Genomic DNA, 24,564 nt, shown 5'->3' on the forward strand with positions numbered 1-24,564 from the left:
CCGAGGCGACGTTGCCGCGGCAGGACCCTCCCGTGCAGAGGGGCACTGCCGTAACCCGTTTAGGCAGGGCCCTCGCTAGGATTCCGCAGGGGCTGTTTGATGGAAACCATGGCCCTAGAAACACCTGTCGATACCAGTAAGCCCGGCACTGCAGACCGCCGCGAAGACCACCCCGCGCGCTGGGGAGGCGTCTATGCGATGTCGCTGTGCGTCTTCGCGCTGATCGCCTCCGAATTCATGCCCGTCAGCCTGCTCACCCCGATGGCGGCCGACCTCCAGGTTTCGGAAGGCATGGTGGGGCAGGGCATCGCCATCTCGGGCCTGTTCGCCGTACTGACCAGCCTGTCCGTGTCTGCGCTGGCGGGCACCATGAACCGGAAAACCCTGCTCCTTGGGCTGACAGCGTTGATGTCGGTGTCCGGAGCCTTGGTGGCCCTTGCGCCCGGGTACCTGCTGTTCATGGTTGGCCGCGCGCTGATTGGCGTTGTGATCGGTGGATTCTGGTCCATGTCGGCGGCTACCGCGATGCGCCTGGTGCCGGCCCACCAGGTGGCGCGTGCCCTGGCCATTTTCAACGGCGGCAACGCCCTGGCCACGGTGCTGGCCGCCCCACTGGGAAGCTACCTTGGGACCCTTATGGGCTGGCGCGGCGCGTTCTTCTGCCTTGTGCCGGTGGCTCTGATCGCCCTGGCCTGGCAGTGGATCAGCCTTCCCGCCATGAAGATTGAAGAGCGGCCCCTCAAAACTGTGCGCGTTTTCGGAATCTTCCAGGCGCTCAGGAGCGGACCTGTCGCCTGGGGGATGGCAGCCTGCGGGGCCTTCTTCATGGGTCAGTTCATCCTGTTTACCTACGTTCGGCCGTTCCTCGAAACGGTGACCCTGGCCGGCGTAGCCACGGTGTCCCTGGTGCTGCTGGTGATCGGTGTGGCCGGATTCGCCGGCACGATGCTGATCGGGCGCTTCCTGGGCACGGGCCTGTACAGGACGCTGGTTGCCATTCCGGTGCTGATGGCAGTCATTGCCGCAGCCCTTGTTCCGACCGGCGGGTGGATCGCCGCCGTCGTGGTCCTCCTGGGGCTGTGGGGACTCCTGGCCACCGCCGCGCCCGTGGGCTGGTGGAGCTGGGTTGCCAAGGCCATGCCGCACGACGCCGAGGCAGGCGGCGGCCTGATGGTCGCCGTTGTCCAGACCTCCATCGCCATCGGATCCATGCTGGGCGGGGTGCTGTTCGATGCCACTGGCCATCGCGGGACGTTCCTGGTGAGTGCAGCGGTTCTTGCAGTTGCGGCGGCATTGGCGTTCCAGGCCTCGCGGGCGGGAGGACGGGCCGGCTGACCCGTCCAAGACTTTCGATTAATCCGGAATACAAGGAGGAAAAAGTGAAGTTCACCAAGAGCGGCGGCCAGACCGGGGCCGGACCGAAGGATTGGTTCACCGGAACGGTGCAGATCGACGGCATCCGGAACCCTGACGACCAGTCAGCCATCGGCTGTGCCCACGTCCGGTTCGCCCCGGGGGCCCGCACCGCCTGGCACCACCACCCCAAGGGCCAGACCCTGTACGTGACCGACGGAATCGGTCTGGTGGCCCGGCGCGGTGGGGAGGTCCAGGAAATCCGTCCCGGTGACGTCGTCTACATCGAGCCCGGCGAGGAGCACTGGCACGGAGCCACCCCGGACCGGTTCATGGCGCATGTGGCCATGCAGGAAGCTGACGGGAACGGGCAGGTGGTCACCTGGCTCGACCACGTCACCGACGACGAGTACCTGGCCTGACCGGCCGGCAAACGAAAGCGGACGACGGCGGGAAGTTCCGCCGTCGTACGCTTCACGTTGTGCGGGTAGTGCCTTAGTCCTCGTAGGTGTTGGCGATGTACACATCGCACGGGGCGTTGTGCGCCACGCTGTTGGCCACGCTGCCCAGGAGCCGGCCGATGCCGCGCATCCTGCGGTTGCCCACCACGATCAGCCGGGCATCCAGGCGGATGGCTTCCTTGATGAGCGAGTCGGCCGGCTTTCCGCGGGAAGCGAAGTGGGTGACCTCCACTCCAGGCCTGGACGCGCCCAGGGATTCGGCAACATGCTGGGCGCTGTCACCCCGGAAAACAGTCACCTGGTCGGAGCCCGAACCGAAGGTCTCGGCGCTCTCCGACTCGAACCCGGTCACCACGTGCAGCGACGCTCCGAGCGACTCGGCCAGGTCCAGTGCCACTTCCGCAGCTTTCCGCGCAGATGCACTGGCATCCACGCCTACAACGACTACTCCACTCATGGGGGCTCCTTCACTCGGGGGCAATACCGTCAAGGGGCCAGTCTAAGGGAGGGGCCAGCGGATGCGGCGGCGGCACAGGGAACCGGGGCTGCGGTGTCCGGTCAGGTGTTTGCTGCCAGCAGCGGCTCGCCGGGAACGTGCTGGCTCCGCTGGACGGCGCCGGGCTGGCCCGGGGTGTGCCGGCCCCGGCTGTACTGGCTTGCGGGGCGGGCCAGGCCGAAGTGCTCACGCAGCGTCCATCCGGAGTATTCGGTGCGGAACAGGCCGCGGGACTGCAGGATGGGGACCACCTCGTCAGCGAACGCATCGAAGCCCCCGGGCAGCCACGGCGGCATGATGTTGAACCCGTCCGCGGCGCCTCCCTCGAACCAGCGCTGGATCTCGTCCGCCACCTGAACAGGAGTCCCGGCAAAAACGTAGTGTCCGCGGGCGCCGGCGAAGCGGTGCAGCACCTGGCGGACGGTGAGGTTTTCGCGGCGGATGATGTCCATCACCAGCTGGCTGCGGCTGCCCGCCTTACCCGCGGTGGCCAGCAGTTCCGGCGGGAACGGCCCGTCCAGCGGCACCCCGTCCAGGTCGATGCCCAGCAGCTTCCGCAGGATCCCCAGCCCGTATTCGGGCTGGGTGAGCTCGTCAAACTCCTGCTTCAGCGCTTTCGCTTCGGCTTCGGTGGAGCCCAGGTACGGGCTGATGCCGGGCAGCACCAGGAGCTGGCCGGGGTCCCGGCCGAACGCCGCCGCCCGGGCTTTGATGTCCGCGTAGAACTCCTGCGCGCTGTCCAGGGTCTGGTGGGCCGTGAACACCGCCTCCGCGTGTTCGGCGGCGAACGCCTTGCCGTCCTCGGACGATCCAGCCTGCACGTAGACCGGGCGGCCCTGCGGGGAGCGCGGCGTGTTCAGGGGTCCTGCCACGCGGAAGTACCTGCCCTCATGCTCTACCGGATGGATCCGTGACGTGTCGGCGAAAACTCCCGTGCCGGCGTCGGCCACTACTGCGTCGTCCTCCCAGCTGTCCCAGAGCTTGCCCACCACGCGGACAAAGTCGTCAGCCCGGTCGTAGCGTTCAGCGTGCGGCGGGTGCTCATCCAGCCCGAAGTTCTGCGCCGCCCGTTCCGCGCCGGTGGTCACGATGTTCCAGCCGGCGCGGCCGTTGCTGAGGTGGTCCAGCGAGGCGAACAGCCGGGCCGCGTTGTACGGCTCCAGGTAGGTGGTGCTGGCCGTGCCGATCAGGCCGATCCGCTCCGTGGCCACCGCAATCGCGGACAGCCAGGTGAACGGTTCGATCCGGAACCGGGTGGCGAACTGGACATTGCTTTCCAGCGCCGGGCCGTCCGCGTAGAACACCGCATCCAGCTTGGCGGCCTCGGCCCGCTGCGCCAGCTCCTGGTAGAACCGGATGTCCAGCAGCCGGTCGGTGTGGGACTTCGGGTGCCGCCACGCGGCCTCGTGGTGGCCGCCCGGATAGATGAACAGGTTGAGTTTCAGCTGCCGGCCCATCAGAACGCGGAGCCGATCGATGCGAGTTCCGGAGCGGCCGCATGGGCGTACTGGTTCTCCGGGCGGGAAAGGCCGTAGTGCTCCCGGAGTGTCCGTCCGGTGTACTCGGTGCGGAACAGCCCGCGCTCCTGGAGGATGGGCACCACCTGGTCCACGAACGTTTCCAGCCCGGAGGGGAGCACCGGCGGCATGATGTTGAACCCGTCCGCCGCGCCGCCGTCGAACCATTCCTGGATGGCGTCCGCCACCTGCGCCGGGGTGCCCGTGAACGTGCGGTGCCCGCGGCCGCCGCCCAGCCGGCCAATCAGCTGCCGGACGGTGAGCTGCTCGCGGCGGGCCAGCTGCACGATCAGCGTGTAGCGGCTCTTGGCGCCCTCGATCTCGTCCTCGCTGGGCAGGTTGTCCGGCAGCTGGCGGTCCAGCGGCAGGTCTTCCGGCTCCACCCGCAGGGTCTTGGCGAGCTGGATCCGGGCGTACTCGGGCTTGATCAGCCGGTCCAGTTCGCGTTCCAGCTCCAGGGCTTCCTCCACGGTGGCGCCGATGACGGGCACGATCCCGGGGAGGATCTTGATGGTTTCCGGGTTGCGGCCGGCAGCGGCGGTGCGGGCCTTGAGGTCGCGGTAGAACTCCTGCGCGTCGGCAAGGGTCTGGTGCGCGGTGAACACAGCGTCCGCGTATTTCGCGGCGAGGTCCTTGCCGTCTTCAGACGAGCCTGCCTGCACGATCAGCGGATGGCCCTGCGGGGAGCGGGGCACGTTGAGCGGTCCGCGGACCTTGAAGTGTTTGCCCTCGTGGTCCACGGTGCGGATCCTGTCCGCGTCGCCCCACACGCCCTCTTCCTTGTCGGCCAGGACGGCATCGTCCTGCCAGCTGTCCCACAGCTTCTGCGCCACCTCGATGAACTCGCCGGCACGCTCGTACCGGACGGCGTGGGCGGGCTGATCGTCCACGCCGAAGTTGCGGGCAGCGTCCGGCCCGGCCGTGGTCACCACGTTCCAGCCGGCCCGTCCGCCGCTGGCCCAGTCCACCGAAGCGAAGCGGCGGGCCAGGTTGAACGGCTCGTTGTAGGTGGTGGAGGCGGTAGCGATCAGCCCGATCCGCTCCGTGGCGCCGGCGATGGCGGTGAGGAGCACTGTGGGCTCGAGCTTGCCCGCGGGGCGGCGGCCCACCTCGCCGAACAGGACGGGGGAGTCGGCGAAGAAGATCGAGTCCAGCCGGCCGCGTTCGGCGGTGCGGGCGAGGTTCTTGTAGTGCTCCACGTCGGTGCTGGCCTGCGGGTCGCTTCCCGGCAGCCGCCAGGAGGCCTCGTGGTGGCCGGTGCTCATGAGGAAGGCGTTGAGGTGGAGGTGGCGCTGCGGTTCAGTGGGCGTGCTGCTCATGAAGGCTCCTTGGAAAGTTTTGGGTTAGCGGCGGACGGCGGCGGGCTGGGCGGGGTGGACGGGTTCCGGGGCGTGCGGGGCTTCGACGCCCAGGGCGGTGAGCAGGTCGCGGCGGAGGGCTTCGTGGCCGGCGGCATCGGCTGACGAAGCGATCCCCGGTGCAACAGTGCGCACGGTGGCGATGCGCCCGTGGTCCAGCACCACGATCCGGTCCGCCAGGGCGATGGCCTCGTCCACGTCGTGGGTGACCAGCAGGACCGCCGGCCGGTGCGCGGCCACGAGGTCCTGGAGCAGGCCGTGCATCCTGATCCGGGTCAGCGCGTCGAGGGCGCCGAACGGTTCGTCTGCCAGCAGGAGCTGCGGCTCACGGACCAGGGACCGTGCCAGGGCAACGCGCTGCTGCTCACCGCCGGACAACTCGTGCGGCCAGGCTTTTTCGCGGCCGGCGAGCCCCACCTCGGCGAGGGCCCGGCGTGCCCGGCTCTCGGCGTCGTGCTCCCTCAACCCAAGGGTGACGTTGCCCAGGACCGTGTCCCACGGCAGCAGCCGGGAGTCCTGGAACACCACTGATACCCGGTCCGGGACGCTGATGACGCCGCTGCCGCGGACGTCGTGGTCCAGCCCTGCCAGGGCGCGGAGCAGGGTGCTCTTGCCGCAGCCGCTGGGTCCAAGGAGTGCCACGAATTCGCCGGGTGCGATGTCCAGGTCCACGCCGTTCAGGACGCCTTTGGGCCCGAAACTGCGGACCACGTCCCGCACGGACACCGCGGCCTTGGCGGCGTCCGCGGAGGGGTTGGTGAGCGGACGGGATGCGACGGCGGTCAGCCCGCCAGGGTGCGCTGCCATGAGAGGGCCTTTCGTTCGATGAAGCGGACAATGCCGTCGGAGAGCAGGCCAAGGATGCCGTAGACAGCCAGGCCGAGGACGATGATGTTGGTTTGGCCGTAGGTGCGGGCGAGCTCCATCATGTAGCCGATGCCGCTGGTGGCGTTGATCTGTTCCACCACCACCAGGGACACCCACGCGCCGGTGACCGCGAAGCGCAGGCCCAGGAAGAACCCGGGCAGGGCGCCGGGGAGTACCACCTTGCGGATGAAGCCGGTCCGGCTCAGGCCAACGGTCTGTGCCAGTTCCACGTAGCGCAGGTCGATGCCGCGCAGCCCGGCGTGGGTCTGCAGGTAGATCGGGACGAACACGCCCAAAGTGATGGTGAGGACCTTCATGGTCTCGTCGATGCCGAACCACAGGATCAGCAGCGGGATCAGGGCCAGGCCGGGGATGGCGCGCTTGATCTGCACGGGGCCATCGATCAGTGCTTCGCCGATCCGGCTCAGCCCGGCCAGGAGTGCCAGGGTTGCGCCGACAACGATTCCGAAGAACAGTCCCAGGCCCGCGCGCTGGGCGGAGATGGCGAGGTTCTCCTGGAGCCGGCCGTCGGCGATCAGCTCCCCTGCGGTGGCCACCACGGTCCAGGGTTCGGAGAGGATGCGTGGATCGAGGATGCCGGTGGCGGACGTGACGGTCCAGAGTGCCAGCAGCGCTCCGGGGCCGAGCAGCCAGGCGAGCCGGCGGCGCCTGCCCGGGCCCAGCCGCTTGCCGGTGGGCCGGACGTCGTCACGCTTATGGAGGTCCGGGTCCAGGTGGGGTTCGACGGCGGGACGGTCCAGTACGGCGCTCACGCGGCACCTGCCGTGGCGGCCGCGGCGAAGGACGTGCCGCCGATGGCCTCGAACCGGGTGTCGTAGAGGTCCGTGGCCTTCAGTTGCGGCTTCTTCTGTTCGCGGGACAGCAGGTCGATGGTCTGCTGGTGGCGTTCGATTGCCTCGGTCCACGAGGTGGGGATGTCCCGTTTTCCGGTGGCTTCGATCAGGTACTGGCCGTCCTCGCGGGACAGGCCCTGGTCCTTGACGTAGTAGCCGGCCAGCCATTCCTCCGGGTGGTCTTCCACCCAGCGCTGGGCCTTGCCCCACACCTCCACATACTTGGCCAGTGCCGCTGCCTTGGCGGGGTCGGCCAGGACGCCGGCGGGGGAGTAGAGGTGGCCGGGGTCATCCCGCAGGCCGTGGCGGAGGGTGCTGGCGCCGTCGGCCGAGTATTTGGCGAGGTAGCGCTTGATCTGGACTCCGCCCAGCGGTGCGGCGTCCACCTGCTTGCTGGACAGCGCGGAGGCGTAGGCGTCGCCGGTGCTGGGCAGTTCCACGAGCTTCACGTCCTCTTGCTTGAGGCCGGCCTTGTCCAGGATGCGCAGGACCAGGGCGCCCTGTGCCTGGCCGGGGCTGTACGCCACCTTCTTGCCGCGCAGGTCCTCCAGCTTCGTGATCCCGGCTCCGGGCGCGACGCCGAGTTCGTAGATGGGGTGGTTCACGGCGTCCTGGCGGTAGACGGCGGCGATGATGCGCACGTCAAGGCCGGTCCAGGTGGCGTGGATGGGCGGGATATCGGCCACCGAGCCGACGTCCAGGGCATTGGCCCGGAACGCTTCGGTGGTTTGTGGCCCGCCGGAGAGGTTGGCGAACTCCACGTTGATGCCGGCCAGTTCCTTGTTCAGGCCGGAGAGTTCCAATGCCACGCGGATGCTGGGGTCGCCCACCGTGATGGTGGTGCCGGGCGGTACCGATGACGCCAGCGGGGCGAGGGCTTCCTGGCTGATCCGCTCGCCGCCGGCGGTGGCGGAACCGCCGCAGGCCGTAAGGAGCCCGACGGCGGGAATCGCCAGGAGTGCCCCGAGCGCACGGCGCCGGGTGAAAGGGGGTGGGGAGGATGCTGCGAAGGACATGGGTGCCTTTCGGGAGGAATGCGGGCGAATCCGGGCAGGGCAGGCTAAGGCTCGTGGCCCGGAAGGCGGGAATGGGGTTAAAGGGGAGTGCCGGCGTCGGGCGAATCAGGCCCGACGCGCCGGCCCCCGCTGCAAGGAAATCTGTGGGCTGCGGCCGAAGCTAGCGCCGTGTTGCTGCCATTCGGCGGGGCGGAGACATTCGGGAGCGGCAACAATGCGGACCCCATGTGGTGCTGCCGTGCATGCGGCTGGATGAATCAGACATCAGGTCCTCCTGTCCTGGGTGGGGGCGGGCGCGGGTTGAAGCTGGTGGGTGCTGCAGATCGGCCTGGCCGGGACCGTGGAAACTACCTAAGCACGCACCTCAGGGGCTTGGCCAGCACTTTGCGGCGGACGCTCAACGGGACGCAACGGCGCTACATATTGGGGTGCTGCACGGTCAAAACAGGCAACGCTGCGCCACGAACCGCAACGGGGTGTCATGTGACTGGAACTGCGGGCTACTGCCGCTAGCGGGCCAAGCGCGTTCTCTCGACCAAGTTTCCGGTGACCCATGCCGGCGCCGCCGGCGTTGCCGTGGGGTCGGCGAAGAACTCTTCCACCGCTGCCACAGTGCGGTCCAGGGTGTGCACATTGCGAGCCGCCACGGAAGCTGTTCCGTTCGCGACCGGCACCTCGACGGTGCCCGTGGCGGACCCGTCGCCGGGCCCGAAGTCCTGCAGCTCCGACCACCGGTCCGCGTCCCCGCTGTGGCTGTTCCGATGGCACACAAAACCCACACTGGCAGAACCAGCGGCTTCGAATCGGGCAGTGCCGTACTCCACAACGAGCGCTCCGTGGTTCGTCCCGTCCAGGGCACGGAGGGCGGCCAGGGCTGCATCCTTGGCATCCTCTGCCGAGCCGAACGCCGCGCCGTCAACAATCCAGTCGCTGTAGACCCGGTACCCGCGGGCCGTGGGCATGATTTGCCTCATTTCCACACCCAAAACGCGGGAAGACCATCCCATTTCGAAGTCGTATTCGCCTGGCGTGATTGAGGAGGCAATTTGGTCACGGTTCTCGAAGGACACGCCGTCGGAGTAGTGCACCGGACCGCAGTCCGATGTTTCCAGCTGAACCCCTGCGGTGGAAGCGGAGCCGCGGGTTCCGCCGGAACTGGTGCTCGGTGCGGCAGACACCACGTCGCAGCGGACGGTCCGGACATCCCAGGAATCCCCGAAAATGGTTACCACCATGACAAGGGCAAAGAGCAGGAAGGCGCCGCCGCACAGCCGCCAAATCCAGGGTGAGGCAGCCTTGAAGGCCCTCGCCACCGGCGAAAGCGCCCGGGGCTGGCGTTCATCACCCGCGTCCGTTACAGCCAGCCGCGTCCCACCGTTATCGTGTGTATCCCCCATGACGGCAAGCCTAGTAGGGCGGCGTCGGGGATGCGCATCGATTGAAGGCAGGCGATGATCTACCTATGACTACACGCCGGCCTGTGGTGAAAGCGCATCAACCTGTCCGGCGTGCACCGTCCGCTGCCCTGTCGGTGCGGTTCATGGTTGCCGCAGCGCTCGCCGCCACCCTGGTGGCCGTGGCAGGGTGCACGGTGGACCAGTCGCCCCCGCCTGCAACAGGAACGCCGGCTTCCCCTACTTCGTCTGCGCCGGCACCGTCCTCTCCGGCCTCCTCCACTGCGGACAGTCCATCGCCCACCGTGGCAGCCACCATCGCGGGCACCCCGCAGCCGGTGGCCACCGGCATGGAGGCTCCGTGGTCGGTGGTGTTCCGCGACGGCGTTCCGCTGGTCAGCGAACGCAACAGCGGCCGGATCCTGGAGCTTGCCGCGGACGGCTCGGCGCGGTCCATCGGCACCGTGGACGGCGTGGCCGCCCGCGGGGAAGCCGGTCTGCTCGGCCTCGCCGTGGGCAACGGCGGTGACCTCTTCGTCTACTCGACGGCGAAGGACGGCAACCGTGTTCAACGCTTCCCGGTCACCGGTACGCGTGGCTCGTTGTCCCTGGGGCAGCCGCGGACCCTCCTGGACGGGATCCCGGCGGCTGGCAACCACGACGGCGGCCGGATCGCCTTCGGGCCCGACGGCATGCTGTACGTGACCACCGGGGATGCCGGGCGGCGGAATGACGCCCAGGACCGGGACGCGCTGGCCGGAAAGATCCTGCGGATGACGCCCGAGGGCACCGTTCCGGCCGGCAACCCCTTCCCCGGGTCCCTCGTCTACAGCTACGGACACCGGAACCCGCAGGGAATCGCCTGGGCTGATGACGGAACCATGTTCGCCACGGAGTTCGGGCAGAACACGTGGGACGAGCTCAACATCATCACCGCCGGAGCGAACTACGGCTGGCCAACGGTGGAGGGCATCGCGGACCGGGACGGCTTCGTGGACCCGGTGCAGCAGTGGCAGCCAGGTTCGGCCAGCCCCAGCGGGATGGCCCACTCTGGCGGGACCCTGTTCATCGCCAATCTGCGCGGGCAGGTGCTGCGGTCCGTTCCGGTTTCGGATCCGTCCACCTCTGGCGAGCACTTCGGACGGGAGTTCGGCCGGCTCCGCGACGTCACGGTGGCACCGGACGGCAAGCTGTGGCTGGTCACCAACAACACCGACGGGCGGGGCAGCCCACGGCAGGGCGACGACCGGATCCTCGCCGTTCCATTGGGATAGCACCTACAAGGTTGGGGCCCGTTGCGGCGGGCACCGCCGGTCCTGATGCCGGGTCAGTTCCGGGCGCCCGCGTGGGCCAGTTCCACGATGTTCTCCGTCACCGCCCAGGACGCGAGCAGCTTCAGGGCCTGGTCCGAGGCGCTGCCGGGGGTGGCCGGATAAACCGTCAGGGAATGCCCGGGGTCTTCCTCCAGCCCCAGGACCTGGTAGTTCAGTTCCAGCAGGCCCACCACGGGGTGCTGGAAAAACTTGGTCCCCGCGTAGTGGCGCCGGACGTTGTGGGCAGCCCACCGGGTGCGGAACTCGTCGCTGCGCATGGACAGCTCGCCGATGAGTTCGGCAATGCCCTTGTCGTGCGGGTTCCGCCCCGCCTCGCGCCGCAGGATGGCCACATTGGTGTTCGCTGCCCGCTCCCAATCGGTGTAGAACGTGTGGGCCCTGGGGTCCAGGAAGATGAACCGTGAATGGTTCGCAGGCCTGGCGGGAACCCGGTACATGTCCGAGTACAGCGCGTACCCCAACGTGTTCGCGGCCACGATGTCCAGCCGGTTGTTGCCGATGAACGCGGGCGCTCCGGTGATGGTGTCCAGCAGGTACTGCAGCTCCGGGCGCACCCCCGCCGCCGGAGCAGTGGCGGCACGTTTGCGCCCCGACGTGTTGGCGGTGCGGGCAAGGTCATAGAGGTGGTCGTGCTCGGCACGGTCCAGTTCCAGCGCACCGGCGATGGCATCCAGCACGCTGTCCGAGACCCCCGTCAGGTTCCCCCGTTCCAGGCGCGTGTAGTAGTCCACGCTGACGCCGGCCAGCCTGGCCACTTCCTCCCGGCGGAGCCCTGGCACCCGCCGCCGCCCACCGTAAGGTTCAATGCCTGCCTGTTCGGGCGTGATGCGCCCGCGGCGGGTGGAAAGGAACTGCCGTACCTCGGCTCGGTTATCCATACACGACACGTTACGACGAATGCCCGGGCCCTAAGGAGGGTCTGCCATAACCCGTTACAGCAGGGCCCTCGCTACCGGCCCCAATAACAGGTGTGATGGAGAACATCCCATCCGCAGCCAAAGGTAGGACTGCCAGTACTAGGTACAACAGGGCCACCGAGGCAGGCCCGTTTTGCAGATTCCAGGCCCACAGCGCCGGTAGCATTTTAGAGATCCCCAAGAAGCACAGGAGAACCATGACCACCGTCAAGGCATACGCATCCCCGTCCGCCACCGAGGACCTGGTTGCAACCACCATCGAACGCCGCGAAGTGGGACCCCACGATGTCCTGATCGACATCAAGTTCGCCGGCATCTGCCACTCCGACATCCACACCGTGCGCGGTGACTGGGGCCCCCAGCAGTACCCGCTGGCCCCCGGCCACGAAATCGCCGGCATCGTCACCGAAGTTGGCTCCGAGGTCACCAAGCACAAGGTCGGCGACCGCGTCGGCGTCGGCTGCATGGTGAACTCCTGCCGCGAGTGCGTGAACTGCCAGAAGGGCGAGGAGCAGTACTGCCTCAAGGGCAACGTCGGCACCTACGGCGCGGTTGACCGCGACGGCACCATCACCCAGGGCGGTTACTCCACCCACGTCGTCGTCACCGAGGACTTCGTGGTGACCATCCCCGAAGGCCTGGACCTCGACGTCGCCGCCCCGCTGCTCTGCGCCGGAATCACCACCTACTCACCGCTGCACCACTGGGGCGCAGGTCCCGGCAAGAAGGTCGCCGTCGTCGGCCTCGGCGGCCTCGGCCACATGGCCGTCAAGATCGCCCACGCCATGGGCGCTGAGGTGACGGTCCTGTCGCAGTCCCTGAAGAAGCAGGAAGACGGCCTCCGCCTGGGCGCCGACAAGTACTACGCCACCAGCGACGAGAACACGTTCTCCGAACTCGCTGGCCACTTTGACCTGATCATCAACACGGTCAGCGCCTCGATCGACATCAGCTCCTACCTGCAGCTGCTGACCCTCGACGGCGCACTGGTCAACGTGGGTGCTCCCGCCGAGCCGCTCCCGGTCAACGCCTTCGCCCTGATCGGCGGACGCCGGTCCTTCGCCGGCTCCATGATCGGCGGCATCCGCGAAACCCAGGAGATGCTCAACTTCTGCGCCGAGCACGGCATCGGCGCAGAGATCGAGGTCATCCCGGCCGAGAAGATCAATGAGGCCTACGAGCGCGTCCTGGCCTCGGACGTCCGCTACCGCTTCGTGATCGACACCGCCACGATCTAAGCCAGTAAACGTGCGACGGCGGCCCGCTCCGGAAGGAGCGCGGCCGCCGTTCGTGCGTTAAGTCCGTGCAGGACCGCCACGTAGATCCCGCCGTTACCGGGCGCAACGGTTGGGCGCCAATCGGATGCCGGCCAGTTCAAAACCGGGCGGCAGTCCCACAATTGAAGGACTTATCTTGCGAGGCCCGGGAGGGTGTCATGAAAGCGTTCCGCGGGTTGCTTCCCGTTTTGGTCCTGGCCGCGGTGGCCGTAGCGGGCTGCGGACAGCAGGCCGGCCCGCCGCAGTCCACCACCTCAGCTCCCTCCCCGCCGTCGATGCAGCCGTCCGTCCCGTCCGCTGGGACAGGTACAACGACGACCCCGGCGCCCACTCCCACCAGCACCAAGGGGACCTGGGCAACGTTTACGACGGCGGACGGGCAGCTGGCGTTCGACCACCCCGCGGGCTGGAGCGTCCGGGATCCGGCAGGGGAGCTGCCGGAAGGCGGCGGGGCCTTTGCCGAGGTCACCAACGAGGCCGGCAAGCCGCTGGCGACGCTGCGGACGAACATGGCCACCGGCTCCACCTGCACGGAGAAGTACCCGTTCACTGAACTTGAATCCCAGCAGCTCCCTGCGCTGGCCCAGGCCGGAACAGTGCCGCGCTTCGTGTACGAAACACGCGGCAATTCCGGCACCCCCGGGCCGGACAACACCCCGGCTGCGGCCTACGGCATTACCGTCTCCGCCGCACCCGACGGCAACCTGGCCTGCCCGATCTTCCAGTTCTTCACCTGGCCGCCCACTGCCGCCATGTTCGGTGCGTTCTACAACCCGGAGAACAACACCACACCCGGCAGCGAGTCGCTTCCGTACCTGGAACAGGCCCGAAAATACATGGACACCACGGAATACCAGAACATCCGCCGGATGATTACCTCGCTCCGCCCAGCCGGGTGACAGTCCAGGCGTGCCCGGTTTGAGTTCCGGTCCCGCAGCCCGGCCGCTAGGTGGGTTCCTTCCTGAGTTCGCGGAGGATTTCGAGTTGCTCACGGTTGACTGATATCAACAGTTCGATCTCCTCTTTGGCCCTGAGGTTTGTGTCGTAGTCGTGTTGGGCCATGGCCGCTGTGATGGCGTCCTGCCTCTTGGCAGCGATGAGGAGAATTGCCCCCTGGAGCCCTGCCAGCATGGAGAGCAGCAGATTCAGGAGTATGTAGGGGTACGGGTCCCATGCGTTGGCCGCCAGTGCCCACGTGTTGATGGCAGCCCAGATCATCATGAAACCGATGAAGCTGCCCACGAATGGCCAGCTTCCCATCCCGTTGCGCATGACGTCGGCGGCGCGCTGGCCCGGCGTCAGTGACGCAAGGTGTTTGTCGTGCCAGGTCTGTGTGTGATGGTCCATGACTCAGACTAGAGCGCGGGGCCGGGCATTGAGGGACCTGCGGTGGAACCGGAACAGGACTTCGACGGCGATGGCGCCTAGAAGGCCGGCCAGCACAGATGCCGTGAGGTGTTCCAGTGACAGCACCTCGAAATCGAAGAAGTCCCGCAGTGGGGGCAGTGTCAACAGGAGAACCAGGGCAGCGTACATGGCAACGATGATGATGGCCCGCCACCGGTTCAGCGGCCGGGAGAGAACTACCAGCACCCAGAGCGCTACGAGGGTCAGCACGATGACGGAAGCCGTCCGCATTTCCTTGGTGCCAATATTCAGCTGCAGGGAGTATGCGTTGATGGCGAGGATTGCGAGGGCCGTGATGAGCCCTGCCGGTACGGCAAATGAGAGTGAGCGTTTGAGGAAACCGGGGTGGTAGCGGCGGCTGTTGGGCATCAGGGCGAGGAAGAAGGCGGGGATTCCTATGGTGATGCCGTCGGTAGCCGAAAACTGCCGGGGAAGCAGTGGGAATGCCCAGAGCATGGCGCCGAACGTCACGGACAGAATGACGGCGTAGGCCGTCTTGGCCAGGAACAGCATCGAGACCCGCTCAATGTTGGCAATCACGCGCCTGCCCTCCCCGACCACCGACGGCAGCCTGTCGAACCGGCCGTCCAGCAGCACCAGCCGCGACACAGCCTTGGTGGCGGCTGCGGCTGAGTCCATGGCAATGCCGATGTCGGCTTCCTTCAGGGCCAGGGCATCATTGACCCCATCGCCGGTCATGGCCACGACGTGGCCCCGCCTTTGCAGCGCCTGGACCATGGCCTTCTTTTGGGCCGGGGTTACCCGGCCAAACACGGTGTGGTCTTCCATGACACAGGCCAGGGATTCGGGGTCCTCGGGCAGCTGCCGGGCGTCAAAGCCGTTATCAGTGGCCAGTCCGACCTCCCTGGCGACAGCTGCCACCGTCCGGGGGTCATCCCCTGAAATGATCCTCAGGCCCACGCCCTGATCCCGGAAGTAGGCCAGCGTTTGTGCGGCGTCGGGCCGGACTTCTTCCCGGAAAGTGAGGAGGACGGCTGGAGCCAGTCCGGCGGGAAGAACCGGTTCATCCTGACCGGTCCAGGAACCCGTTGCCGAGTGTGCCAGGACAAGGGTCCGCAGGCCCGTGGCGGCCAGGACGGCGGCCGCCTCCAGCACGGGGACGGCGCCGGCGTCCCTGGCATCGAGGACAATCTCGGGCGCGCCCAGCACCCATGCACCGGCCGTGGATGCCTGGGCTGGGAAACTCGCCGCGCTCCATTTCCGGGCCGAGGAAAACGCGACGGACGAGTCCGGGCCGGCGCCGTCGTCGTTCGGGAAGGAGCTGGCCAGGCACTGGGCGGTGGCGTTGGCGTCAGGGTCCGCGCCGAACCAGCCCAGGACCCTCGCCCAATCTTCCGGCGGCGCGGCACCGACGTGGTGTGCGGCGTCGAAAGCGATCCTGCCGAGGGTGAGCGTCCCTGTCTTATCGAGGCACAGCACGTCCACCCGGGCAAGCCCCTCCACCGCGGCCAATTCCTGAATCAGGACCTTCTGGCGGGCGAGCCGGACGGCGCCAACGGCAAAGGCGACGCTGGTCATGAGAACCAGTCCCAGCGGAATCATGGCAATGATGCTGGCGACGGCGCCCACGGCACCGGTTTGCCACCCGCCGGTGGCGATTGCCTGCTGCCACCCGCCCTGTTGCTGCATTTGCGCGTTGGCGACGATAGCCATGATGGGCAGCAGGGCCACGGTGATCCACCGGAGGACGCGGTTGAGCCCCGCACGGATCTCCGAGTGGACCAGCGAGAAGCGCTTGGCCTCGGCCGTCAGGCGGCTTGCGAAGGACGCAGGTCCAACTCGTATGACTTTTGCCCTGCCATGGCCGCTGACCACGCTTGAACCGGATAACACCTCGGCGCCAGCCTCCTTGCCCACCGGATCCGATTCACCGGTGAGCAGCGACTCGTCAACCTCAAGCCCCTGGGCGTCCAGCACCAACGCATCGGCAGTGACCTGGTCGCCGGCGCGAAGGACCAACACGTCGTCCTCGACCACGCCTTCGACGTCGATGTCCCGGACCGCACCGTCCCGGAGCACCCGCGCCAGCGGTGAGTTCAGGACGGCAAGGTGATCAAGGGACTTCTTGGCCCGGTATTCCTGGATCACGCCTATCAGTGCGTTGCTCGCCGCCGCGAAGCCGAACAAGGCATCCCGCCATTGGCCCAGCAACAGAAGCAGGAGGAAACTGCCCGCGACGATGGCGTTGAACAGGGTCAGGACATTTGCCCTGAAAATGTCCCACAGGCTCCTGCTGGAAAAGTCCGGCATCACATTGGTGGAGCCGGCCTCGACCCGCGCTGCCACCTCACCGGCGGAAAGACCTGCTGTTCCGGTGGTCGTCGGGGGAACAACGTTGGATTCCTTGCGGGCCCTCGAAATACCCTTCTTCATCACAGCTTTCCCAGTTCCGTGGGAAACGGGCAGTCCATCGTCGTTCCTTTGATCGGCCGGGGCGCTCCAAGGCACAGGCCGCGGTTCGGCGGCACCACTGCCCTGCACGAGTTGCGCTAAGCGTATACCTCCGGTCCGCAGCGCCATACTGCCGGATTCGGCACCGGCGCTGCGGTGCGGAGTCACCACGACGCCGCCTATACTGTGACGCTTGACACGTGTTAGGTACTCGGTCTACAGTTCCTAACACGTGTTAGGAAGGAACTAGACATGACCGGAGCCATAAACGGGCAGCTGCGGCAGATCACCCGCCGCACCGCCCTGGGTGCCCTGGGCGCGGGAATCATCGGAGCATCCGTGGCGTCGTGGCCCCGGCTCTCCGGGACGGACATCCCCGGCCGCGGGGACAACAGCCTCAGCATCGCCATCCTGGGCACTGCAGCGGACGCCGCCGCCCGCCAGCGCGCCATCGACGCCTTCAGCAGCCTTCACCCGGATATCAAGGTGAAGGTCCAGGCCATCCAGGCCGTGGACTGGAAGGACTTCTTCACCAAGATCCTCACCATGGTGGCTGCAGGCACCCCGCCGGACGTGGTCTACGTGGCCACTGAAGGTGCCCAGCTCTTCGCCGAGAAGCTGGCCCACCCGCTGGACGAATACATCCGCCGCGACGCTGCGGACATGCGGGAGTTCTTCAGCGATGTCCACCCCAGCCTGGTGGAAGCGTTCATGTACAAAGGCAGCCTCTACCAGCTCCCCATGGACTGGAACGCGGCCAACATGTACTACAACACCGCGGCGTTCGCGGAAGCGGGGCTGGACCGCCCGGCAGATGACTGGACGCATCTCGATTTCCGCAACAATCTCGCCGCCATGCGCAAGGCCCGGCCCTCGGACTTCACCCCGTACTACTGGACCAACCGGCTCTTCGGCGGCGTGGTGCCCTGGCTCTACGCCAACGACACCAGCTTCCTCAAGGAAACCCGGTCCACCGGCGGAGACTGGCTCTGGGACGGCTTCTATGCCAGCGACCCCTCCCGCAGCCTCCGTTCCGGCGGCTTCCAGTGGCTGGAACCCAACGCCAACGATGACCGCGTCTTCGAATCCTTCGACTACCTCCGCGGCCTGGTCAAGGACGGGCTCGGTGTCCGCCCGGAAGAAGGCGGCGGCAACTCCCTGGTGGGCCTGTTCGCCTCCAACCGGATCGGCACCACGCCTGCCGGCGGCTACTGGGTGCAGGGCCTGCACGAGGCAGGCATGGCCGAAGACGGCTTCGACGTCCAGTTCTTCCCGCGCTGGAAAACGCAGCGGCATCAGTTCGGCACCGCCGGATACGCCATGATGAAGACCGCCAAGGACAAGGACGCCGCCTGGGAATGGATCAAGTTCAGCTCCAGCCGCGAGGCAATGGAACTGATCTTTCCCAACCCCGCCACCACGCCGGCCCGCCGCTCCATGGTCAACGAAAAGCTCTACGCCGGCAAGGGGCCCGCACACTGGAAGGTCTTCTACGACACCCTGGACAGGTTCCCCACCACCGGCCCCATCCCGGCACCGCCCCAGCAGGCCGCCGTCGAAACGGCCCTGATGAAGAACGTCTCACTCGCCGTCAGCGGCGACGAACAGCAGCTCAAGCAGGCCCTCGCATCGATGCAGCGCGACCTTGAAATTGCCTTGAGGAGGCAGCCATGAGCACCACCATCCCGCCGCGGGAAAGGCCGCGGCAGGACGCCCGGCCGGACAAGCCCGCGCCGGCCCGGGGCAGGAAAGGCGCCTCCGGCAACCGCCACAGCCAGCGCTGGCTGGCCTGGGTCTTCCTGGCCCCCACCATCCTCGGCATGGGCCTGTTCACGTTGATCCCCATCGTGGCGTCCGTGGTCCTTGCCTTCTTCCGCTGGGACATCATCTCCGCACCGTCCTTCGTGGGCTTCAACAACTTCGCCGAAGTAGTGCAGGACCCCACCGTCCGGGTGTCATTCCTGAACACGATCGTGTTCGTGGTGGTGGCGGTTGCCCTGCAACTGGGTCTGGCCCTCGCCCTGGCCATCATGGTGCAGGAGAAGATGCCGGCGTGGCTGCGGGTGTTCTTCCGCTCCGCCTTCTTCTTCCCGCTGATCCTCTCCGCAGCGTCAGTGTCCATCTTCATGCGGTACCTCTTCAACGAACAGTTCGGCGTGGTCAACTGGCTCCTGTCCCTGGTGGGCATCCCCGCGGTCCCGTGGCTGACCACCCCCGGCGGGTCCGCCGCCGTCGTCATCCTGGTCTACGTCTGGCAGAACTTTGGCTTCTCGTTCCTGCTGTTCATCGGCGGCCTGGCGTCCATCCCGGTGGAGACCTACGAGGCCGCATCCATTGATGGCGCCACCGGCTGGCGCAAGCACCTGCACGTGACGCTTCCACTGCTCAGCCCCACCACTCTGGTGGCCTCCGTCATGGCCATCATCAGCGCCCTCCAGGTGTTCGACCAGCCGTACGTCCTCACCCGGGGCGGCCCGGGCGACTCCACCCGCACCGCCGTCATGGTGATCTTCGAATCGGCCTTCCAGCGGCTCGAATTCGGCCAGGCATCTGCCATCGGCGTGCTGCTCACCCTGATCATCATGGCCATCACGGCCGCGCAGTTCCGGCTCAGCAAACGATTCGTCTTCTACCAGTAAGGCCAGCCATGACCACCACCACTGAGCACGGCCTGGCCTCCGGGCCCACGCCCCGGCTCTCCGCAGGCCTCCCGGCCGTCCGCACTAACGGGCGCAAATTCAGCTGGAACACCGCCCTCCGCGTGGTCCTGCTGCTGATCGCCGCGGCCGTGACCCTGGGACCGGTGCTGTGGACGCTGTCCACCTCGCTGCGTTCGCCGTCGGAATCCTTCAAGCTGCCGCCGTCGTTCATCCCCTGGAACCCTGACTTCACGTCCTACAGCCAGGTGTTCCAGCAGCTGAACATCTTCCTGCTGGTCCTCAACAGCGCCCTGGTCACCGGCCTGATCGCCGTGGGCCAGATGGTGTCCGCGGCGCTGGCCGGCTACGCCTTCGCCCACCTGAAGTTCCGCGGCCGCGGCGCACTGTTCTCCATCGTCCTGGCCACCATGATGGTGCCGGTGCAGGTGACCATCGTGCCCGTCTTCATGCTGATCCGCGGCATGGGCCTGTCCGATACCCTCCTGGCGCTGATCCTGCCGGCCATCCCGACGGCGTTCGGCACCTTCCTGATGCGGCAGTACTTCCTGGGACTGCCCACGGAGCTGGCCGAGGCCGCCTCGATCGACGGTGCCTCACCCTGGCGGACCTTCCGCTCGGTCTACGCGCCGCTGGCCATGCCCGGCATGGCGATCGTGGGGATCCTCGCGTTCAACTTCCACTGGAACGAGTTCTTCCGTCCCCTCATCCTCACCATCTCCGAACAGAACTTCACGCTTCCGCTGGGCCTCGTCTCGCTCCAGGGCAACCTGGGCACCGGCAGCATCTCGGTGGTCCTGGCAGGCGTTGTCCTGTCAATGATCCCGGCGCTGGTGGTCTTCATGTTCGGCCAGCGCGCACTCCAGGCCGGCCTCACCGCCGGCACCGGCAAATAACCTACCCACCGAAAGGCTCCGCCATGCCCACCCCGGACCTCGCCGCCATCTCCTTCGACGACGTCGCCGCCGCCCACCCCGATGCAGCCTTCCCGCGGTTCCACCCGCGCCCTGCCCGGGGCTGGATCAACGATCCCAACGGCATCAGCCTCATCAACGGCCGGTACCACGTCTTCTTCCAGTACAACCCGGATTCGGCCCGGCACCACAGGATCGCCTGGGGGCATGTCAGCTCCGCGGACCTGGTGCGATGGGAAGAACACCCCGTCGCACTGCGCCCCCAGCCGGGCGGGCCGGACGAGTACGGCTGCTGGACGGGCGTGGTGACGGACGACGACGGTGTCCCCACCGCAGCGTACTCGGGCGTCCGCGGTGACGGCGGGCACTCCGAGGTGGTCATCGCCCGCGGTTCGCAGGACCTTGTGGATTGGGACCAGACCGGGCACGTTGCGGCCCGGATGCCCGACGGCGGAGACGTCACGGCGGTGCGGGACCCCTTCATCTTCCGTTTCAACGGCAAGCGGTACGCCATGCAGGGCGCCGGCCTGGCCAACGGACACGCCGCGCTGCTCCTCTACACGGTGGAGGACCTGTCCGACTGGAAGTACCAGGGCATCTGGCTCACCACGGAAAACCCGGTTGCATCGCGGTTCACGCCAGCTGAGATCTGGGAGTGCCCGCAGCTGGTCCAGGTGCCTGATGCCTCCGGCGAGGACACGTGGCTGATGATGTTCTCCCTGTGGCTCTCCGGCGACGCCCACGAGCACGCCAACGGGGTGGGCCACCTGATCGGCTCGCTCACCGAAGACCCTGCCACGGGACTGCCGGTGTTTACGCCCCGCGGCGGTGGGTCCTCGGACCAAGGCCGGGACTTCTACGCCCCTCAGGTTGTTGCCCTCGGGGGCCGTGCCCTGCTGTGGGGCTGGGCCAACGAAGGGCCCGGCCGCGACGGGCGCCGTGGCCGCAGCCAGGAAGAAATCGACGCCGCCGGCTGGGCCGGAGTGCTCACTTTCCCGCGGGAGCTGTCCGTGGTGGACGGGGCCCTGGCCGTCACGCCTGCCCCGGAAATCGAGGCTTACCGCGGAGACCCGGTGGCCCGCTCGGCCGAAGGCCGCGTGGAAATGCCGCCGTTCGCCGAAGCCGTGGTGACCCGCGCCGCCGGCGCGCTGGATGCCACTGCCGGGGATGCCGCCGTCGAACTCCTGCTGGTGGGCGAGGGCGGGCAACAGACCGTTTTCAGCGGACCCCTTGCCGAAGGCGAGGAACTGCGGATCTACGTGGACGCCTCGCTGGTGGAGGTCTACCGCACCGGGGCCGTGGCAACCACCCTCCGCGCGTACCCGGCGGCGGGGGAGACGTGGCAGCTGCTGCTTCCGGCCGGCACTACGGCAGACGTGTGGGAGCTGAGCCAGCCCTAGCGCAGGGCTTTAGCGTCCGCTTTCAACGCCCGGTTCTCGGCGCATGTTTCTTAGCGCTCCGCAGGTACCGGGCCGGTGGACTCGCGGACCACCAGGCGGCAGGGCACCATCGTTTCAGTGCCGCTGCCGCCTGGCACACCACCGCCGTCCGGCTGCGCCCGGTGCTGTGTGACGTCGCCCAGCAGCGCGGTCATGGCGGCGGCGCCCATTTCGCGCAGCGGCAAGGCCATGGTGCTTAGTGCCGGCACCATGGCCTTGGCCACGCGGAATTCGTCGTCGTAGCCCATAACGGAGATGTCCTGCGGGACGCTCAGGCCCAGCCGGTAGCAGGCCAGTACCACGCCAATGGCCAGGCGGTCGTTCGCACACAGGATGGCGGTGGGGCGGCGGCCGGCCCCGACGCCGTCCAAAAGCTTCATCGTCCCGTGGAATCCGGCGTCAATGTCCCAGCCCACCTGCAGGACCCTTGCCTCGTTCACAGGCAGTCCCGCCCGGAGGAACGCATCCCGGTAGCCCTCGATCCGGCGCGGAGCCGCGGGCGTGAGCGAGTCACCGGCCAGAAACGCGATGTCCCGGTGGCCGAGCGACATGATGTGCTCGGCGGCCTCCCGGCCGCCGCGGACCTCGTCCGGAATCACCGCTCCAACGCCAGCTTCGGGGCGGTCATCAAAACAGTTGGCCAGGATGGACGGCACCCGCTCCATGTTCGCCGGAACGTGCAGCGGACGCAGGCCCACCGTGACGTACATCAGCCCGTCCACCTGCCGGTCCAGCAGGGTTTCCACTGCTCCTTCGTCCCGGGACCCGTCCAGCTCGGTGTCCATCACCACGGTGACGAAGCCATGTTCACGGGCCACAGCGTCCGCTCCGGCGATGATGTTGCCGTCGAACGGGCTGGTGACCACCTGGTCCGAGACGATGCCGATGATCCGGGACTGCCGGTTCCGCAGGCTGAGGGCGATCTTGTTGGGCGTGTAGCTCAGGGTGGCGGCAGCTTCGCGGATCCGCTGCTGGCTTTCCAGCGCCACGTTGCCGTCACCGCGTCCGTTGAGGACCAGGGAGACAGCGCTTCGCGAAACACCGGCCAGCTTGGCGACGTCCAGTGCGGTGGCCTTGCGATTCATGGTGATCCTCTGGTGGCAAACAACAGTGATGCTGAAGTTTACCTAACGCGTGTGAGGATGCGCTGCCGCCGCACGTCCCCAGCTCCCGCTACTCGGGGGATATGCGCGCCACGGTGACTTTCACCGAAACCTCAGCGGGCGCAAAGTGGGTGCGGACCACCGCGGCCACCGCCCGCACCACCTCCGGAGTCCGGGCGTCGGCACCCACGCCAATGCGGACTGTCACGTCCGTGGCACTGCCGTCCGCCCGGGCTTCAACCAGCGGGCCGTCGTCGGGATCCCCTGCGCCCTGGTCTCCGGCACCCTGCTGACGCGCTGCCTGCTGCAGCAGCGACAAGGCTCCGGCGGGCAGCCGCTGCCACAGGGGCCGGGACGGAAAGACGTCGGTGACGCCCTCCACGCCCAGGACGGCAGCGCGCAGGGAACCCGGTGCAGCTGCGCCCGGCAGCCCTGCCTGCCTGTTGGCCGGAAGTTCTTCCCGCTTCGCGGTGGGTGGCTGCGCCGGCACTGTCATGGTTCCTCCCGGGGAGTATCGATCACGTCGGTAACGGTGATGTCGATGGCGGCGATGTTCAGCTCGGTGTGCCGGGCCAGGGCTTCCCCGAGGTCTTGCCGGAGTGCTTCCGCGCTGCCCAGCAGTGGATTGCCGAAGGCGACGGCAAGGTCCAGGTTGACGGTGATGGCTTCGCCCGGGACGGTGACATCTCCTTCAAGCCGGACCCTGCCCGCCACGGCCCCGGGCGCAAGGTCGGTGACGGAACGGACCAGGGCGAGGACCGAGCCTTCAGTTTCGGTAAGGGTGTCCGCCGGGTGCTCGGACCGCAGCGGGATGGAACGCCCGGGCCGAAGCTCGAGCTTGAGGTTGGCGAGGATGTTCTTCATCCAGTCGTCGTTGCCGCTGCCGGCCTCGGCAAGGTCCTTGCTGAACAGCTCGCTGCCGGCGGTGGAGAGCCGGCGCAGCGAGTCGAGTCCGTTGCGGCAATCAGGGCAGGTCTCGAGGTGGCGGGGATCGGGGAAGTCACCGGTATCCAGGTACTGGCTCAACTCCTCGAGTGTGTGCCCGCACTCGAACGTGTCGTGGGGGATGCTCATCGCCATCCTTCCATTTCGCGGACCAGTGTAATCCGGGCCCGGGCAAGGCGGCCCCGGACACTGGCTGGGCTGATGTTCAGGGTCTGCGCAATCTGCTCATAGCTTTGGCCGTTGAACTCTTTAAGTACCCAGCAGCGGCGCTGTTCCTCGGGCAGCCGGGACAGGGCGGCCTTTAGGGCTTCGGTACCCGAGGCAGCCACGGCGGACGACTCGGGGCCGGGCGCGGTGGCTGCAGGTTCATGTCCTGCTCCGCGCTCTTCCAGCGCCGACAGGCTGGTGTGGTTCCTGCGCCGGCGCAGGTAGTCGATGCTCCTGCTGCCCGTCAGCCGGAGCAGCCAGCCCTTCACGGTAGCGGGATCGCGCAGCGATTCAAGCTGCTTCCAGGCCTGGACCAGGGCTTCCTGCACCACATCGTCGGCATCGGCGTACTGTCCGGTCAGCCGGCGGGCGCATGCCCGCATGTGCGGCCCATATCGCCGGGCGAGGGCCTCGAAAGCCGCTGTATCGCCGTCGGCTGCCCTGCCGGCCAGGATGGCATCGGGGACCAGGTCCAGCTGGTCCCGCACCAAGGGTGTTCCTGTCACCTGACTCTGCTTTCATAATCGGCGCTCGCCTGCCTGCGTAGGCTTGAAACGGGCGCGCGCCGGACGAACGGACTGGCGGCAGGGCGCGTTGCTCCATGGTTGGCTGCAACGCGCCTGCCGTCCGGGGGCT

23 protein-coding genes are annotated in these 24,564 nt (G+C 67.5%); 9 read left to right on the forward strand and 14 right to left on the reverse strand.

The annotated features are described in order from the left end of the window. The first annotated feature begins 99 nt into the window (after window positions 1-99). Window positions 100-1,335, forward strand: a complete 1,236-nt coding sequence (locus OVA06_RS02030) for an MFS transporter (protein WP_442793508.1) — start codon at window positions 100-102, stop codon at window positions 1,333-1,335. A gap of 44 nt (window positions 1,336-1,379) precedes the next feature. Then, on the forward strand, window positions 1,380-1,775 hold the full coding sequence (locus tag OVA06_RS02035) for a (R)-mandelonitrile lyase (protein WP_268155946.1): 396 nt from the start codon (window positions 1,380-1,382) through the stop codon (window positions 1,773-1,775). A 73-nt stretch (window positions 1,776-1,848) separates the two neighbouring features. On the opposite strand, the gene OVA06_RS02040 is transcribed toward OVA06_RS02035, so the two are convergent. From OVA06_RS02040 to OVA06_RS02070, 7 genes are all read right to left on the reverse strand, one after another. After that, window positions 1,849-2,271, reverse strand: coding sequence for a universal stress protein (locus OVA06_RS02040; protein ID WP_056077786.1), 423 nt, complete (start codon window positions 2,269-2,271; stop codon window positions 1,849-1,851). Window positions 2,272-2,372: 101 nt separating this feature from the next. Continuing rightward, window positions 2,373-3,767 carry an LLM class flavin-dependent oxidoreductase gene (locus OVA06_RS02045; protein WP_268155948.1) on the reverse strand — a complete coding sequence of 465 codons (1,395 nt, stop codon included), beginning with the start codon at window positions 3,765-3,767 and terminating at the stop codon, window positions 2,373-2,375. Beyond that, complete coding sequence (locus tag OVA06_RS02050) at window positions 3,767-5,146, reverse strand: LLM class flavin-dependent oxidoreductase (RefSeq protein ID WP_268155950.1); 1,380 nt, start codon at window positions 5,144-5,146, stop codon at window positions 3,767-3,769. Before OVA06_RS02050 ends, OVA06_RS02045 begins: the two co-directional genes overlap by 1 nt. A gap of 24 nt (window positions 5,147-5,170) precedes the next feature. Continuing rightward, window positions 5,171-5,992 carry an ABC transporter ATP-binding protein gene (locus tag OVA06_RS02055; protein ID WP_268155952.1) on the reverse strand — a complete coding sequence of 274 codons (822 nt, stop codon included), beginning with the start codon at window positions 5,990-5,992 and terminating at the stop codon, window positions 5,171-5,173. Beyond that, window positions 5,968-6,825: an ABC transporter permease gene (locus OVA06_RS02060; RefSeq protein WP_268155954.1), complete on the reverse strand. Its 858-nt coding sequence runs from the start codon at window positions 6,823-6,825 to the stop codon at window positions 5,968-5,970. The genes OVA06_RS02055 and OVA06_RS02060 overlap by 25 nt, the downstream gene beginning before the upstream one ends. After that, a complete protein-coding gene (locus tag OVA06_RS02065; protein ID WP_268155956.1) occupies window positions 6,822-7,922 on the reverse strand; it encodes an ABC transporter substrate-binding protein in 1,101 nt (366 codons plus the stop codon). The genes OVA06_RS02060 and OVA06_RS02065 overlap by 4 nt, the downstream gene beginning before the upstream one ends. Before the next feature lie 509 nt (window positions 7,923-8,431). Next, a complete protein-coding gene (locus OVA06_RS02070) occupies window positions 8,432-9,319 on the reverse strand; it encodes a hypothetical protein (protein WP_268155958.1) in 888 nt (295 codons plus the stop codon). A gap of 143 nt (window positions 9,320-9,462) precedes the next feature. Here OVA06_RS02070 and OVA06_RS02075 point away from each other — a divergent pair, with 143 nt between their 5' ends. Continuing rightward, window positions 9,463-10,590, forward strand: coding sequence for a PQQ-dependent sugar dehydrogenase (locus OVA06_RS02075; protein ID WP_268160585.1), 1,128 nt, complete (start codon window positions 9,463-9,465; stop codon window positions 10,588-10,590). A gap of 53 nt (window positions 10,591-10,643) precedes the next feature. On the opposite strand, the gene OVA06_RS02080 is transcribed toward OVA06_RS02075, so the two are convergent. Then, complete coding sequence (locus OVA06_RS02080) at window positions 10,644-11,528, reverse strand: helix-turn-helix transcriptional regulator (RefSeq protein WP_056077776.1); 885 nt, start codon at window positions 11,526-11,528, stop codon at window positions 10,644-10,646. Window positions 11,529-11,764: 236 nt separating this feature from the next. On the opposite strand from OVA06_RS02080, the gene OVA06_RS02085 reads away from it, so the two are divergent. Together OVA06_RS02085 and OVA06_RS02090 are read left to right on the forward strand one after the other, a co-directional pair. Next, window positions 11,765-12,805 (forward strand): NAD(P)-dependent alcohol dehydrogenase, encoded by a 1,041-nt coding sequence (locus OVA06_RS02085; RefSeq protein ID WP_015938430.1) that lies wholly within the window; start codon window positions 11,765-11,767, stop codon window positions 12,803-12,805. 197 nt (window positions 12,806-13,002) lie between these two features. Continuing rightward, entirely contained in the window at window positions 13,003-13,743 is a 741-nt protein-coding gene (locus OVA06_RS02090) for a hypothetical protein (RefSeq protein WP_268155960.1), read from the forward strand. A 46-nt stretch (window positions 13,744-13,789) separates the two neighbouring features. On the opposite strand, the gene OVA06_RS02095 is transcribed toward OVA06_RS02090, so the two are convergent. Further along, entirely contained in the window at window positions 13,790-14,191 is a 402-nt protein-coding gene (locus OVA06_RS02095) for a DUF1003 domain-containing protein (protein WP_056077770.1), read from the reverse strand. Window positions 14,192-14,194: 3 nt separating this feature from the next. Then, window positions 14,195-16,645: an HAD-IC family P-type ATPase gene (locus tag OVA06_RS02100; protein ID WP_268155962.1), complete on the reverse strand. Its 2,451-nt coding sequence runs from the start codon at window positions 16,643-16,645 to the stop codon at window positions 14,195-14,197. A gap of 270 nt (window positions 16,646-16,915) precedes the next feature. Here OVA06_RS02100 and OVA06_RS02105 point away from each other — a divergent pair, with 270 nt between their 5' ends. Genes OVA06_RS02105 through OVA06_RS02120 form a run of 4 tightly spaced genes read left to right on the forward strand, consistent with a single transcriptional unit; the run spans window position 16,916 to window position 21,634 of the window. After that, on the forward strand, window positions 16,916-18,337 hold the full coding sequence (locus OVA06_RS02105; protein WP_268155963.1) for an extracellular solute-binding protein: 1,422 nt from the start codon (window positions 16,916-16,918) through the stop codon (window positions 18,335-18,337). Continuing rightward, window positions 18,334-19,302 carry a carbohydrate ABC transporter permease gene (locus OVA06_RS02110; RefSeq protein ID WP_056077766.1) on the forward strand — a complete coding sequence of 323 codons (969 nt, stop codon included), beginning with the start codon at window positions 18,334-18,336 and terminating at the stop codon, window positions 19,300-19,302. The genes OVA06_RS02105 and OVA06_RS02110 overlap by 4 nt, the downstream gene beginning before the upstream one ends. Before the next feature lie 8 nt (window positions 19,303-19,310). After that, window positions 19,311-20,216, forward strand: a complete 906-nt coding sequence (locus tag OVA06_RS02115) for a carbohydrate ABC transporter permease (RefSeq protein WP_056077763.1) — start codon at window positions 19,311-19,313, stop codon at window positions 20,214-20,216. Between the two features lie 23 nt (window positions 20,217-20,239). Then, window positions 20,240-21,634: a glycoside hydrolase family 32 protein gene (locus OVA06_RS02120; protein ID WP_056077760.1), complete on the forward strand. Its 1,395-nt coding sequence runs from the start codon at window positions 20,240-20,242 to the stop codon at window positions 21,632-21,634. A 50-nt stretch (window positions 21,635-21,684) separates the two neighbouring features. Here OVA06_RS02120 and OVA06_RS02125 read toward each other — a convergent pair whose 3' ends face one another. The 4 genes from OVA06_RS02125 to OVA06_RS02140 all read right to left on the reverse strand — a co-directional run bounded on the left by OVA06_RS02125 (window position 21,685) and on the right by OVA06_RS02140 (window position 24,434). Continuing rightward, a complete protein-coding gene (locus tag OVA06_RS02125) occupies window positions 21,685-22,758 on the reverse strand; it encodes a LacI family DNA-binding transcriptional regulator (RefSeq protein WP_268155964.1) in 1,074 nt (357 codons plus the stop codon). 88 nt (window positions 22,759-22,846) lie between these two features. Beyond that, window positions 22,847-23,272 (reverse strand): hypothetical protein, encoded by a 426-nt coding sequence (locus tag OVA06_RS02130; protein WP_268155966.1) that lies wholly within the window; start codon window positions 23,270-23,272, stop codon window positions 22,847-22,849. Continuing rightward, the gene (locus OVA06_RS02135; protein ID WP_268155968.1) at window positions 23,269-23,850 is read right to left on the reverse strand and encodes an Asp23/Gls24 family envelope stress response protein; all 582 of its coding nucleotides are present in this window, start codon (window positions 23,848-23,850) and stop codon (window positions 23,269-23,271) included. The genes OVA06_RS02130 and OVA06_RS02135 overlap by 4 nt, the downstream gene beginning before the upstream one ends. Beyond that, on the reverse strand, window positions 23,847-24,434 hold the full coding sequence (locus OVA06_RS02140; protein WP_268155970.1) for an RNA polymerase sigma factor: 588 nt from the start codon (window positions 24,432-24,434) through the stop codon (window positions 23,847-23,849). Before OVA06_RS02140 ends, OVA06_RS02135 begins: the two co-directional genes overlap by 4 nt. Between the last annotated feature and the right edge of the window lie 130 nt (window positions 24,435-24,564).

It is taken from the genome of Pseudarthrobacter sp. SL88 (genome assembly GCF_026672455.1).
Taxonomy (GTDB): Bacteria; Actinomycetota; Actinomycetes; order Actinomycetales; family Micrococcaceae; genus Arthrobacter.